Raw genomic sequence first — 11,935 nt, 5'->3', positions numbered from 1 at the left:
GAACACAACATTCCGCAATAGCTCAGTGGTAGAGCAACCGGCTGTTAACCGGTAGGTCGTAGGTTCAAATCCTACTTGCGGAGCCATTATCTTTTGGAGATGTACCCAAGTGGCTATAAGGGGCGCCCCTGCTAAGGGTGTAGGCCGGGAAACTGGTGCGAGGGTTCGAATCCCTCCATCTCCGCCAGACCTCTTATGTGAAAATGTTACTTGAGAATAATTATTGCATATTTTATGGCCCGTTGGTCAAGCGGTTAAGACACCGCCCTTTCACGGCGGTATCACGGGTTCGATTCCCGTACGGGTCACCATAATGGAGGATTAGCTCAGCTGGGAGAGCATCTGCCTTACAAGCAGAGGGTCGGCGGTTCGATCCCGTCATCCTCCACCATTTTCAATTTCATACTTAACGTAACAAAAATGTGGTCCTGTGGTGTAGCGGTTAACATGCCTGCCTGTCACGCAGGAGATCGCGGGTTCGAATCCCGTCAGGACCGCCATTTTTGGGCTGTGGCCAAGTGGTAAGGCACTGGATTTTGATTCCAGCATGCGAAGGTTCGATCCCTTCCAGCCCAGTTTTCTCGTGTCATTAGCTCAGTTGGTAGAGCATCTGACTTTTAATCAGAGGGTCGCAGGTTCGAATCCTGCATGACACACCATTTTAAATTTTAATATTGCGGTCGTGGCGGAATGGTAGACGCGCTAGGTTGAGGGCCTAGTGGTGGCAACACTGTGGAGGTTCAAGTCCTCTCGACCGCACCATATCGCACCCTTAGCTCAGCTGGATAGAGTACTTGACTACGAATCAAGGGGTCGGGAGTTCGAATCTCTCAGGGTGCACCATATTTTGTTTGCTTTTGACGGGCCTATAGCTCAGCTGGTTAGAGCGCACGCCTGATAAGCGTGAGGTCGGTGGTTCGAGTCCACTTAGGCCCACCATTTTTCAAAACAAACGATGACGAACTTTGAAAACTGAACGATGAGGCAAAAACGTATCTTCGGATACAAACAATGAATGAAGCGCAAGCTTCGTCAACGTGACTTTTAGTCACAAAAACGAGCAAGTCAAACACTTTATGGAGAGTTTGATCCTGGCTCAGGACGAACGCTGGCGGCGTGCCTAATACATGCAAGTCGAGCGCAGGAAGCTCGCGGAACTCTTCGGAGGGAAGTGAGTGGAATGAGCGGCGGACGGGTGAGTAACACGTAAGGAACCTGCCTCAAGGATTGGGATAACTCCGAGAAATCGGAGCTAATACCGGATAGTTCTTCGGACCGCATGGTCCGATGATGAAAGGCGCATTTCCCTTTGAGTAATCAAGAAAGACCCCTCAGAGACGATGAGGTAGATAGGTCACGGGTGGAAGCATGGTGACATGCGGAGCTGAGTGATACTAATCGGTCGAGGCCTTGTTCTAGCAGATGATTGTTGATGACTTCAGTTTTGAGGGCGCGAGCCCTGTCGTCTGGTGACGATAGCCAAGTGGTCACACCCGTTCCCATGCCGAACACGGAAGTTAAGCACTTGAACGCCGAAAGTAGTTGGGGGCTTCCCCCTGTGAGGATAGGACGTTGCCAGGCAATTGAAAAGGACCGATCTGCATCTTGCAGGTCGGTCTTTTTTCTCTTTAACAGACAGGCAATCCGCTACTTATTTTCTGCTAGGACAAAGTCGATAGGAAGGAAAAAAGAAAAAAGATTACTATGTTGTCTACATGCTGAATCAAGCTGACAGCTGCTTAATTAAAAGCAAAAAGAGCATTTTCTGAGTTATTTCAAGAAAATATTTAAATAAAATTAATGAATTCCTTGTAATTTACGAAACGACATGTTATATTAATATCTGTCGAAACGTTATATCATCGCGGGGTGGAGCAGTCTGGTAGCTCGTTGGGCTCATAACCCAAAGGTCGTTGGTTCAAATCCAGCCCCCGCAACCAATTTTTAAATAATTCAAATCCGAAACGTTTATCGTCGCGGGGTGGAGCAGTCTGGTAGCTCGTTGGGCTCATAACCCAAAGGTCGTTGGTTCAAATCCAGCCCCCGCAACCAATTTTAAACTTAACTTCAACTTTACTACGAAACGTTCAGCGTTTCGTATTTTTTTTTGTCTTTTTTGTTCGGTACAATAGATACAATAGAGAAAGATGACAAGAGGAGGGACGCAGGATGATAGAACTTGAAATGGCAAATCTAGAAGAGACGACGGCTCTCGCAGTAACACTCGGACACCGTGCCTTCGCGGGGATGGTCATTACATTAGATGGCGATCTTGGAGCGGGAAAAACAGCGTTTACGCAAGGTTTCGCAAAAGGACTTGGTGTGACGCGTAATGTCAACAGTCCGACCTTTACAATCATGAAGGTCTATAATGGTCGTTTGCCGTTATACCATATGGATGTCTACCGTCTAGAAGGATCGGGTGACGACATTGGTCTTGAAGAATACTTGAACGGCGACGGGGTCGCAGTCGTTGAGTGGTCAGAGTTGATTGCAGACGTCTTGCCTCCGGAACGGCTCGTCATCACAATCGAACGGACAGGAGACCATGCACGACGTTTCCGTCTTCAGCCAATCGGTGAGGCGTACATTAAGATATGTGAGGGATTAAGCTTATGAAAATCGTAGCGATCGATACATCAACAAAACAACTTTCTGTTGCGCTGTCGGACGGAACACAAATCATTGCGGAAGCATCGTATGTGACGTCCTTGAACCATGCAACGAAGTTAATGCCGTTACTCGAACGATTGATGCAAGAAGCGAACTGGTCACCTAAAGAATTAACACGCATTGTCGTCGCAGATGGTCCGGGTTCGTATACGGGACTGAGAATCGGAGCGACGACGGCCAAAACACTTGCCTATACACTTGGCATCGAACTGGTTGCCGTCTCGACGCTCGAGCTGATGGCAACATCAACAGGACGGACGGGACGGGTCGTCGCGATTCAAGATGCACGCCGCGGAACGGGCTTTGTTGGTATGTACGAAAACGGTGAGCGCGTTGGCGACGAACAACACACGACAGTCGCTGACTTTGTTGCGACGTTACCGACAGATACGTTGATGACAGGTGATACGGAAAAATTCGTTAAAGCGCTGCAACCGTTTGAAATCGTTGGGCCTGCGTTTCGGACGCCACGCGCAGGTGTATTGGCTTTACTAGGCGCGACACGTGTCCCGGTCGATGTGCATGCATTTGAACCACGCTATTTACGCCTTGCCGAGGCAGAAGCGAAGTGGATTGAGGCGCAACGTCATGACTGACGCGCGTATTCGTAAAATGACAGTCGCCGATGCACCCGGTGTGCATGCGGTCGAACTGGAGTCCTTTGCGACACCTTGGACGCTCACAGCCTTCATCGCGGAAATGACGCAAAATCCGAATGCCTATTACCTTGTCGCAGAAACGGACGAAATCATTGGCTTTGCCGGACTTTGGCATATCGCGGATGAAGGTCATATCACGAACGTCGCTGTGAAACGTACGGCACGTGGGCTCGGGCTTGGTGAAGGGTTGCTAGAGGAATTGATTGAAGTCGCACGGGAACTCGGTCTGCGGGCAATGACGCTTGAAGTCCGCGTCTCGAATACACCGGCACGTACCTTGTATGAAAAACTCGGTTTTTTATATGCCGGAACACGCAAACGTTACTATCAAGACAATAATGAAGATGCAGCCATCTACTGGTTGGAACTAGAAGGAGACGAGACATGACACAACCATTGATACTTGCTATTGAATCAAGCTGTGATGAGACGGCAGCTGCCGTCGTCCGGGGAGGAACGGACGTCTTATCGAACGTCGTCTCGTCTCAAATCGAGAGCCATAAACGCTTTGGCGGAGTCGTCCCGGAAGTCGCATCACGTCATCACGTCGAGCGGATCACTTATGTCATCGATGATGCTTTGACGGAAGCGAACGTAACGATTGACGACATCGATGCGATTGCGGTTACGGAAGGGCCAGGTCTTGTCGGTGCACTTCTCGTTGGGGTCAGTGCAGCGAAGGCACTCGCTTTCGCGCACGGTAAACCATTGCTCGGCGTCCATCATATCGCCGGACACATCTATGCGAACCGCCTCGTCCAGGAACTCGAATTTCCGCTCGTCTGCCTGATTGCTTCAGGCGGTCATACGGAATTGATTTATATGCCGGAAGATGGTGTGTATGAAGTGATTGGTGAAACACGTGATGACGCAGCAGGCGAGGCATACGACAAAGTCGCACGGACATTGAAATTACCGTATCCCGGTGGACCCCGGATTGACCAATTGGCACAAACAGGACAAGACACATTCCACTTTCCACGGATTTGGCTCGAAAAAGATTCGTATGATTTTAGCTTCAGCGGCTTAAAATCGTCTGTCATCAATGCGGTGCATAATGCAGAGCAACGGGGTGAAGTGATCATCCCGGAAGATTTGGCAGCAAGTTTTCAAGCGAGTGTCGTTGAAGTGCTCGTCGCTAAAGCGATTCGTGCCGTCAAAGAGAAGGGTGGAAAACAACTCTTACTCGCAGGTGGTGTCGCAGCGAACAAAGGGTTACGCCACGGATTGACGGAAGCTTGTCAGCGTGAAGGGATCACCCTCGTCATCCCACCGATGCACTTATGTGGCGATAACGCAGCGATGATTGGAGCCGCCGCGATTCATCCCTATCGGGCGCAACGCCAATCGACACTTGCCATGAATGCAGAACCTGGGCTAGATTTAAAGTAAGGAATACGAGAGACATGGGGGAACCAACATGAAAAAAGTCATTATCGTCGTACTTGGTATACTCGTCGTGGTTGCGATCGGACTACAGATTCGCGAAATCGTCGATGCCTATCAAGTCGCTTACAAAGAGGAACTTGTCCCGGATAAGAAAGCAGTCGAAACGAATACGAAACAAGAACCGTTGTACGAAATCGGTCGTGCTGAAGGAGAGCAAACGCGGATCGAGAAGCTGTATGCGTTTGACCGGACGGTAAACGGTGAACTAAAAAATGTCGTTCTCGTCGACCGGAAGTACGGATTGACGAACAAGGCAAGTGACGATTACTTCACGATCGCACCGGGGAAACCGGCGACCGATGCGGAAAAGGAATCCTTCCAGCCGATGGTCGACCGTCTTGACGCGGAGCAAGTACAAGCAGAAGTCATCTCAAAGCACGAAGTAATCGCAGTCGAGAACAATAAGAAACGCACACTGACGCTCTATAAAGTTTTTTATAAAGATACAGATCAAAAAGAGTACCTCTTCTTTATCGAAAAAGACGGTGGACTGAAGCTAGATCTCTTCAAAAAAGGATATTCGCGTCTTGCGAATTACTAAAAGACAGCCGATTTTCCTCGATGTAACGGAGGAATATCGGCTGTCTTTTTAGTTAACTTCATTTCCATTCGAGCAAACCGTTCAAGTCGTCATAGATGCTGTCGGGGTCGAGGTTCAGTTCTTCGACCGGTAAGCCGGACCGGTTGATCCAGGCCGTCCGGAAACCGAAGCTCTTCGCTCCGGTGATGTCCCATCCGTTCGAGGACATGAACAAGACTTCTTCGCGTTTCAGACCGAGTGTGTTCAGCGCATGCATATAAGCAGCAGGCGTCGGTTTGTATTGTTTGATGTCATCAACGCTGATGATGTGATCAAACAGTGATCCGAGTCCGGACTGTTCGATTAACGGGTCAAGCATATCGTGGGAGCCGTTTGAAAAGACGGCCAATTGTTTGCCGCTCATCTCTTGTAAGACTGCTTCGACTTCGTCGTAATGCGACAGCTCGAGATAGGCCTCCATTAAGGCAGCAATGTTTTCTTCCGTCACATGCAACTTCAATTGTAAGAGGGCATAACGGAGTGCATCACGCGTCACTTGACTGAACGGAACGTATTGTCCATTCAGTTGACGTAAAAAGGAATATTCAAGTTGTTTTTGACGCCAGACTTGGCTGATGTCTGCGCCATGCTCCGGATAGAGTTCTTCTGCTTTGACTTTAACAGCATGAACGTCAAATAATGTACCATAGACATCAAAGACGAGTGCTTTTATTGATTGTGTCATAGTTATCACCTTTCTATTTTCCATGTTATCTTTTAGTAGTTCCCAAAATCGTGAGCGGCTGAAACGCATATTCAATAAATTGCATCAGGTATAAGAAAATCGATTGTTGGGAATTCTATATATACCGCGTTCATATATGCTCAATGAAATGGAGGAAATTATGTCACGCCAACAAAAAGGAGTACGTCTTGCATTCGTGTTACTCGTCATCATCGGTCTGATTTGGTTCAGTCGATCGTATTTAAATGTTAGTCCGACAGACATCAAGGAATGGATTTTATCGTTCGGGATGTGGGCACCGATTCTTTATATCGTCCTCTATACCGTACGTCCGTTGATTTTCTTTCCGGCGTCTGTCCTGTCAATCACAGGCGGACTCGCCTTCGGCGCCTTGATGGGGACGGTCTATACCGTCATCGGTGCTACACTAGGAGCAGTCGTCGCCTTCTTAGTCGCAAAAAAACTGGGTAAGGGATTTATTAAGAACGGTGCCGGAAAAGTCGATCAAATCCAGCAACAGCTCGAAAAAAATGGGTTCATCTATGTCTTAATTTTTCGGTTGTTGCCGATTTTTAATTTTGACTTGATCAGTTACGCAGCTGGACTCTCGAAAGTTCGTTTATTGCCGTTCTTCTTAGCTACGCTGATCGGAATCATTCCCGGAACGTTCGCCTATAACTTTTTAGGGAGCAGTATCGTCTCGAAAGACCCACGAATCATCATTGGTGCAATCATTGTCTTTTTAATTTTGACAATCGTGCCGTGGTATCTTCAAAAACGCTGGAAAGCGAAAAAGAATCTTGGTTAAGCATTACATCACGGGACTCTTCCGACATCGGAAGAGTCCTCTTGTCTGTATAGCGATTGCTTCTTGAATGCGTTCTTTGTTAAAGCGTTAGTTCATGACAAGCTGTTCGACGTGCTTGAAAAATTCTTGTGCAAATGACCGGCAAGCCTGTTGTTTGTCGGCCGTATCCGGGTCAAATTCAATCTTTAGACCAGGTAAGACGACTTGTGCACCAGCTGACGTCAGAGCTTGTTCAAGCAGATCGACGGCCGCACAATATTTCGGATAATCGCGGTCACCGGAACCAAAGGCAGCAGCCGGAATCGCGATTGAACTGGCAGCGAGCTCATCGACGAAGTCTTCTGCTTCATAGGGGAGATCACCGTCGCCCCACGTGTAAGAACCAAGCAGGACGGCATCATACTGCGCTAAGTCGCTTGGATATAGTTGATCGAGTTCTTCCGTCTGCACCTGGCAGCCGTTTTGCTCGAGTTCTGATTTAAGTAAGTGCATGATGTCTTCCGTGTTGCCAGACATGCTGACGAAACCGATCATGATTTTCATGACGTGACACATCCTTTCATGGTAGGACACGACTTCATTCTAAATGAAAAGGATTCTCAATGCAAAAAAGAATAAAAAAAGACACCACATGCCCAGCATGGATGTCTTCTTTTCAGTCAATCTTGTAACTCAGCCCATTCTTCGATCGAACGAATTACAGGCTCAAGCTGACGACCTTTGTCTGTCAAACTGTATTGAATTTTTATCGGACGTTCCGGAATGACGGTCCGGGCTACGATACCTTCCGCCTCAAGTTCCTTCATGCGTTCCGTTAACATACGACCAGAGAGCTCGGGAATCGCATCTTGAATTTCATTGAAACGACAGGTCTTCGTCAAGAGATGACGTAAAATCAAACCCGTCCACTTCTTGCCCAATATTTCAAAGGCATGTTCGACTTTCGGACAAAGGGCCGTCGGAATTAGTGTATTCTCCATCAGCGCTCATCCTTTCTTATATATGTAGTATACCCACTTTGACGCTAAAATACGAATTATTTTACTTATAGTAATAAAAATAACGAAAACAAATCTATTTACTTTTAGTAAGTGATAGTTTAGTATCGATATTAAGTTACTAATAGTAATTAAAAAACATTAAGTAAAAGGAGTTTTATACATGATGGATTTAGGATTATTTCTGATTCGGTTGATTATCGGCTTAACATTTGCGGCACACGGAACACAAAAATTATTTGGATGGTTCGGTGGACATGGTATCGCAGGGACAGGCGGTTGGTTTGAGTCCATCGGGATGAAGCCAGGGAAAACACTTGCACTGATGGCAGGGATTGCTGAACTGGTCGGAGGATTATTATTCGCCGGTGGATTATTCCTGTGGATTGCAGCCCTCCTGATCATCGGTTCGATGATCGTCGCAATCGTCAAAGTGCATGGGACGAATGGTTACTGGGTGACGCAAAACGGGTACGAATACAACATGGCACTGATCGTCATCGCCTTAGGCGTTGCGATGATCGGAGCTGGAGACTATTCACTCGCAGCACTTATCGGGTGATCGAAAAGGACGGTTTTTATGAAATTTGATGCAGCAGACTTAAGTCCAAAAGAAAACTATAAATTGTTGATCGGCAGCATCATTCCTCGACCCATCGCGTTCGTGACGACCAAAGGTGCAGATGGAGTCGTCAATGCGGCGCCATTTTCCTTTTTCACGGTCGCTTCAAGCAACCCGCCGCAACTGGTCATCGCCGTCCAGCAGACGGAGCAAGGGCAAAAGGATACCGCAAAAAACATCTTGCTGAATCAGGAATACGTCATCCATATCGTCAGTGAAGAAATCGTCGAGGCAGTCAATGAAACCGCGGCACCACTCGCATATGGTGAAAGTGAACTCGAACGGACGAATTTGACGTTAGTCGATAGTGATTTGATCGATGTTCCGGCTGTCGCAGAAGCGAAGATCCGCTTTGAATTGAAGCTGACGAATCATCTCGAACTCGAAGGGGCCAACCTCTTGATTGGGGAGATCGTCCGGTATCACGTCGCGGATGAACTCGTCGAGTCGTTCCGGATTGATCCGGATGGTTTAAAAGCGATCGCCCGTCTCGCAGGTAACGACTATGCGAAAGTCGGAGACATCTTTACGATTGCCCGACCGACGAGCTGAAGGCGGATCGACGAGTAGGACTAGTATTTTTTAGAAGCAAAAAGGCACGTCCCGAACGCGGGACGTGCCTTCAGCGTATAGCCAAACTCTTATAAATCACGAAAATTTTACATGAGGATGCTGTCAGTTCACGCTTCCCTGTCTCGCCTCGTCTTCAAAGCGGCAATCTTCCGCGCCGCTACAGCAGAGCTGCAGGGTCGCGACCGATTGCTTTTCGCTTTAAAAGCGATTCGAGACGGATTGCGCTCTAAACCGTCTACAGTCTAAAAAGCGTCACGTTTCGTTGACTCCTACGGGAAAAAGTGCGTTTTTAACGCGACTTGCCAGAGGCAGGCAAGACCCTGCTCGTTGTCCGCTAGGATCAAGGAGCAACGGCTTGCGCCTCGCCCGAGGTAATCAACGAAAACAGACGCTTGATTGTGATAGTACCTTGTCTACAGTCTAAAGGCATGTCCCGAACGCGGGACGTGCCTTTTTATGTCGGACAACTGAAGAAGTTACTCTGCATGGTGACGTTTTTCGTACTGGAAACCATCGAGTAGAAAAAAGAGAATCGCCAGTGCCCAAATCCCGAGACAGCTGATCAAAAAGGCGACGAGCGGTGAAACGGCTCCGTAATAGCTGATGATTAACGGGTCATTCAGTTCAACGAACATCTGGGTCGTCAGCAACGTACAGATTAATCCGGATAAGAGGCTGATGAAGAGACCACTCCACGTCTTAATCACGAGACCAATCATACACGAGATGAGGATGAACAACAGGACGACGGCATTAAAGGCATCCGGCCGGATGAAGGCCGACACGTAGTCGGCATACATCGGAACGAAATAGAGCACCCCGGACAATAACCCTTGAACGAGGTTGATGACATAACTTTTCGAGCGCATTAGTGGAAACTCTCCCATCGTTCCATCAGTTCGAGGAGGTCCGTATCAATCTGATCCCGTTCTGCCGACAGCGCCGTCGCCTTCGGAATATCGTTGAAGACTTCCGGTTCGCAAAGCAGTTGTTCGATTTCAGTTGATCGAGTTTCCAGCCGTTCGATGTCTTGTTCGAGTTGTTCGAGCTGTTGTTTCTTTTTTCGTTCTTCTTTTTGCGCATCTTTGTCGATGCTTTTCGAAGCAGCGACTTTGATTGCTTTTTCTTCCTCTGCTTCGAGGCGGGCGATTTCTTCTTTCTCGGCCTTCTTCTCCATATAGTAAGAGTAGTCGCCGAGATAATCCGTCACACCGTCCGGATTCATCTCGATGACGCGTGTCGCAACCCGGTCGATGAAGTAACGGTCGTGGGAGACGAACAGGAGCGTGCCTTCATAGTCGACAAGCGCGTTCTCAAGCACCATCTTCGAATCAAGATCGAGGTGATTGGTCGGCTCATCGAGAATGAGGACGTTCGTTTTGCGTAATTTTAACTTCGCGAGGGCGAGGCGTCCGCGCTCGCCGCCGGATAATTCATGAACGAGCTTGAAGACATCATCACCACTGAACAGGAATTGACCGAGGACGGACCGGACTTGTTGTTCCCGCATCAACGGCCACTCGTTCCAAATTTCATCGATGACCCGGTTGCGGTCGTTGAGCTCGGCCTGCTCCTGATCGTAGTAGCCGACAGAAACGCCGGTCCCGAAACGATGTTCACCGAATAACGGTTTAATCCGGTTGACAAGGACTTTCAGTAACGTCGATTTTCCGATTCCGTTCGGACCAACGAGGGCGAGGGATTCGCCGCGTTGTAAGCGGAACGTGATGCCTTTTGAGACGGCTTCTTCATAGCCGACCGCGAGTTGCGTGACTTGTAACACATCGTTCCCACTTTGTTTTTCAATCGGGAACGACAGGACGGTGCTGCGTTCATCCCCATCCGGACGATCAATCCGGTCGACTTTTTCAAGACGTTTGCGGACGCTTTGTGCGCGTTTCGTCGTCGTCGCCCGTGCGATGTTACGCTGGATGAAGTCTTGCATCTTCGCGATGTCTTCCTGTTGCTGTTCGAACTGCTTCATCTCTTGTTCATACAGTGCTGCCTTTTGTTCCAAGTACTTCGTGTAGTTGCCGGTAAACTTCCGGCAGACGTTGCGTGACAGTTCATAAACGACGTTGACGACCTGGTCGAGGAAGTAACGATCGTGGGAGACGATCAAGACCGCTCCACGGTAACCAGCCAGGTAACTTTCGAGCCAAGAGAGTGTATCGATGTCGAGGTGGTTCGTCGGCTCGTCAAGAATCAACAGCTCAGGTGCCTGAAGTAACATCTTCGCCAGTGCGAGTCGCGTCCGTTGTCCACCGGATAGCGTCTGGATCCGGCGTGAATAATCGTCCGGATAAAAACGCATCCCGTGCAGGACGGAGCGGATGTTGGCTTCGAACTGGTAACCGCCGGCGTCCGAGAAGTCATGTTGTGCCTGATCGTATGTTTTCAACAGACGGTCATAAGCAACAGCATCATTCAAGATATGGTCCATTCCCATCTCAATCTCCATCCGACGGAGCGAACGTTCCTGCTCTTGCAGGTGCTCGAACACGGTCAACATTTCATTCCAGATCGTTTCATTCGACTCAAGACCACTGTCCTGGGCGAGGTAACCGATTTTCACTTCCTTACTCTTCATGATCTCACCAGAGTCATGACTGAGCTCTCCGGCGATGATTTTTAAAAGTGTCGATTTTCCGGCACCATTTCGTCCGACGAGCGCAATCCGGTCTCGCTCCTGTACTTCGAGTTTAATATTGTCTAAAATCGGCTCAACACCGAATGATTTTGATAGTTGGTTCACTTGTAAGAGAATCATAAAAACATCCATCCTTCCACCCTTTAGTCTATCATGAAAAAAACGCAGGAGTCCCGTGGAATATATTATTTGTTAGTCTATGTGAAGTGGTTTACAATCAAAGAGAATAGAATTCTTT

14 protein-coding genes, 12 tRNA genes, 1 rRNA gene and 1 other annotated feature are annotated in these 11,935 nt (G+C 48.4%); of the genes, 22 read left to right on the top strand and 5 right to left on the bottom strand.

From position 1 onward, the window contains the following. Positions 1-11 precede the first annotated feature (11 nt). The 18 genes from A0126_RS13690 to A0126_RS13605 all read left to right on the top strand — a co-directional run bounded on the left by A0126_RS13690 (position 12) and on the right by A0126_RS13605 (position 5,322). Positions 12-86, top strand: a tRNA-Asn gene (locus A0126_RS13690). A gap of 9 nt (positions 87-95) precedes the next feature. After that, positions 96-187 (top strand) — tRNA-Ser (locus tag A0126_RS13685). 49 nt (positions 188-236) lie between these two features. Beyond that, positions 237-311: transfer RNA gene (locus A0126_RS13680), tRNA-Glu, on the top strand. Between the two features lie 4 nt (positions 312-315). Further along, positions 316-391: transfer RNA gene (locus tag A0126_RS13675), tRNA-Val, on the top strand. A 33-nt stretch (positions 392-424) separates the two neighbouring features. Continuing rightward, a tRNA-Asp gene (locus A0126_RS13670) sits at positions 425-500 on the top strand. A gap of 4 nt (positions 501-504) precedes the next feature. Next, positions 505-576: transfer RNA gene (locus A0126_RS13665), tRNA-Gln, on the top strand. A 7-nt stretch (positions 577-583) separates the two neighbouring features. After that, positions 584-659, top strand: a tRNA-Lys gene (locus A0126_RS13660). Between the two features lie 17 nt (positions 660-676). After that, positions 677-762 (top strand) — tRNA-Leu (locus A0126_RS13655). A gap of 4 nt (positions 763-766) precedes the next feature. Next, positions 767-843, top strand: a tRNA-Arg gene (locus A0126_RS13650). A gap of 19 nt (positions 844-862) precedes the next feature. Then, positions 863-939: transfer RNA gene (locus tag A0126_RS13645), tRNA-Ile, on the top strand. Positions 940-1,113: 174 nt separating this feature from the next. Beyond that, positions 1,114-1,410: a sequence feature (most likely nonfunctional fraction of RNA operon), on the top strand. A 55-nt stretch (positions 1,411-1,465) separates the two neighbouring features. Further along, positions 1,466-1,581 (top strand): 5S ribosomal RNA (rrf, locus tag A0126_RS13640). A 282-nt stretch (positions 1,582-1,863) separates the two neighbouring features. After that, positions 1,864-1,940 (top strand) — tRNA-Met (locus A0126_RS13635). A gap of 35 nt (positions 1,941-1,975) precedes the next feature. Then, positions 1,976-2,052, top strand: a tRNA-Met gene (locus A0126_RS13630). Positions 2,053-2,169: 117 nt separating this feature from the next. Further along, positions 2,170-2,619 carry a tRNA (adenosine(37)-N6)-threonylcarbamoyltransferase complex ATPase subunit type 1 TsaE gene (gene tsaE, locus A0126_RS13625; RefSeq protein WP_088838055.1) on the top strand — a complete coding sequence of 150 codons (450 nt, stop codon included), beginning with the start codon at positions 2,170-2,172 and terminating at the stop codon, positions 2,617-2,619. Then, the gene (gene tsaB, locus A0126_RS13620) at positions 2,616-3,269 is read left to right on the top strand and encodes a tRNA (adenosine(37)-N6)-threonylcarbamoyltransferase complex dimerization subunit type 1 TsaB (RefSeq protein ID WP_088838053.1); all 654 of its coding nucleotides are present in this window, start codon (positions 2,616-2,618) and stop codon (positions 3,267-3,269) included. Before tsaE ends, tsaB begins: the two co-directional genes overlap by 4 nt. Next, a complete protein-coding gene (rimI, locus tag A0126_RS13615; protein ID WP_029331901.1) occupies positions 3,262-3,720 on the top strand; it encodes a ribosomal protein S18-alanine N-acetyltransferase in 459 nt (152 codons plus the stop codon). The genes tsaB and rimI overlap by 8 nt, the downstream gene beginning before the upstream one ends. Beyond that, positions 3,717-4,724, top strand: coding sequence for a tRNA (adenosine(37)-N6)-threonylcarbamoyltransferase complex transferase subunit TsaD (gene tsaD, locus A0126_RS13610; RefSeq protein WP_088838051.1), 1,008 nt, complete (start codon positions 3,717-3,719; stop codon positions 4,722-4,724). The genes rimI and tsaD overlap by 4 nt, the downstream gene beginning before the upstream one ends. A 28-nt stretch (positions 4,725-4,752) precedes the next feature. Beyond that, positions 4,753-5,322 (top strand): hypothetical protein, encoded by a 570-nt coding sequence (locus A0126_RS13605; RefSeq protein ID WP_088838050.1) that lies wholly within the window; start codon positions 4,753-4,755, stop codon positions 5,320-5,322. Positions 5,323-5,380: 58 nt separating this feature from the next. Here A0126_RS13605 and A0126_RS13600 read toward each other — a convergent pair whose 3' ends face one another. Next, a complete protein-coding gene (locus tag A0126_RS13600) occupies positions 5,381-6,046 on the bottom strand; it encodes a haloacid dehalogenase type II (protein WP_088838048.1) in 666 nt (221 codons plus the stop codon). A gap of 160 nt (positions 6,047-6,206) precedes the next feature. Between A0126_RS13600 and A0126_RS13595 the strand changes: the two genes are divergently transcribed. Further along, positions 6,207-6,854, top strand: coding sequence for a TVP38/TMEM64 family protein (locus A0126_RS13595; RefSeq protein ID WP_088838046.1), 648 nt, complete (start codon positions 6,207-6,209; stop codon positions 6,852-6,854). Between the two features lie 87 nt (positions 6,855-6,941). Here the strand turns inward: A0126_RS13595 and A0126_RS13590 are convergent, their stop codons facing one another. Next, positions 6,942-7,397 (bottom strand): flavodoxin, encoded by a 456-nt coding sequence (locus A0126_RS13590; RefSeq protein WP_088838045.1) that lies wholly within the window; start codon positions 7,395-7,397, stop codon positions 6,942-6,944. Between the two features lie 116 nt (positions 7,398-7,513). Then, the gene (locus A0126_RS13585) at positions 7,514-7,834 is read right to left on the bottom strand and encodes a winged helix-turn-helix transcriptional regulator (protein WP_029331888.1); all 321 of its coding nucleotides are present in this window, start codon (positions 7,832-7,834) and stop codon (positions 7,514-7,516) included. Between the two features lie 181 nt (positions 7,835-8,015). On the opposite strand from A0126_RS13585, the gene A0126_RS13580 reads away from it, so the two are divergent. The 3 genes from A0126_RS13580 (at position 8,016) to A0126_RS19195 (ending at position 9,293) form a co-directional block, all read left to right on the top strand. Then, positions 8,016-8,414 carry a DoxX family protein gene (locus A0126_RS13580; RefSeq protein WP_029331885.1) on the top strand — a complete coding sequence of 133 codons (399 nt, stop codon included), beginning with the start codon at positions 8,016-8,018 and terminating at the stop codon, positions 8,412-8,414. 18 nt (positions 8,415-8,432) lie between these two features. Beyond that, a complete protein-coding gene (locus A0126_RS13575) occupies positions 8,433-9,026 on the top strand; it encodes a flavin reductase family protein (protein WP_088838043.1) in 594 nt (197 codons plus the stop codon). A 117-nt stretch (positions 9,027-9,143) separates the two neighbouring features. Beyond that, entirely contained in the window at positions 9,144-9,293 is a 150-nt protein-coding gene (locus A0126_RS19195; protein WP_157898499.1) for a hypothetical protein, read from the top strand. Between the two features lie 230 nt (positions 9,294-9,523). On the opposite strand, the gene A0126_RS13570 is transcribed toward A0126_RS19195, so the two are convergent. Together A0126_RS13570 and A0126_RS13565 are read right to left on the bottom strand one after the other, a co-directional pair. Continuing rightward, entirely contained in the window at positions 9,524-9,916 is a 393-nt protein-coding gene (locus A0126_RS13570) for a hypothetical protein (protein ID WP_029331882.1), read from the bottom strand. Beyond that, a complete protein-coding gene (locus A0126_RS13565) occupies positions 9,916-11,817 on the bottom strand; it encodes an ABC-F family ATP-binding cassette domain-containing protein (protein ID WP_088838041.1) in 1,902 nt (633 codons plus the stop codon). The genes A0126_RS13570 and A0126_RS13565 overlap by 1 nt, the downstream gene beginning before the upstream one ends. Between the last annotated feature and the right edge of the window lie 118 nt (positions 11,818-11,935).

The sequence above is a fragment of the Exiguobacterium sp. N4-1P genome, from assembly GCF_002214325.1.
This window is presented reverse-complemented; position numbering and strand designations above follow the sequence as displayed.

Coding starts and splice junctions, on each gene's coding strand:
- tsaE (WP_088838055.1), top strand. CDS start 2,170: ATGATAGAACTTGAAATGGCAAATCTAGAAGAGACGACGGCTCTCGCA.
- tsaB (WP_088838053.1), top strand. CDS start 2,616: ATGAAAATCGTAGCGATCGATACATCAACAAAACAACTTTCTGTTGCG.
- rimI (WP_029331901.1), top strand. CDS start 3,262: ATGACTGACGCGCGTATTCGTAAAATGACAGTCGCCGATGCACCCGGT.
- tsaD (WP_088838051.1), top strand. CDS start 3,717: ATGACACAACCATTGATACTTGCTATTGAATCAAGCTGTGATGAGACG.
- A0126_RS13605 (WP_088838050.1), top strand. CDS start 4,753: ATGAAAAAAGTCATTATCGTCGTACTTGGTATACTCGTCGTGGTTGCG.
- A0126_RS13600 (WP_088838048.1), bottom strand. CDS start 6,046: ATGACACAATCAATAAAAGCACTCGTCTTTGATGTCTATGGTACATTA.
- A0126_RS13595 (WP_088838046.1), top strand. CDS start 6,207: ATGTCACGCCAACAAAAAGGAGTACGTCTTGCATTCGTGTTACTCGTC.
- A0126_RS13590 (WP_088838045.1), bottom strand. CDS start 7,397: ATGAAAATCATGATCGGTTTCGTCAGCATGTCTGGCAACACGGAAGAC.
- A0126_RS13585 (WP_029331888.1), bottom strand. CDS start 7,834: ATGGAGAATACACTAATTCCGACGGCCCTTTGTCCGAAAGTCGAACAT.
- A0126_RS13580 (WP_029331885.1), top strand. CDS start 8,016: ATGATGGATTTAGGATTATTTCTGATTCGGTTGATTATCGGCTTAACA.
- A0126_RS13575 (WP_088838043.1), top strand. CDS start 8,433: ATGAAATTTGATGCAGCAGACTTAAGTCCAAAAGAAAACTATAAATTG.
- A0126_RS19195 (WP_157898499.1), top strand. CDS start 9,144: ATGCTGTCAGTTCACGCTTCCCTGTCTCGCCTCGTCTTCAAAGCGGCA.
- A0126_RS13570 (WP_029331882.1), bottom strand. CDS start 9,916: ATGCGCTCGAAAAGTTATGTCATCAACCTCGTTCAAGGGTTATTGTCC.
- A0126_RS13565 (WP_088838041.1), bottom strand. CDS start 11,817: ATGATTCTCTTACAAGTGAACCAACTATCAAAATCATTCGGTGTTGAG.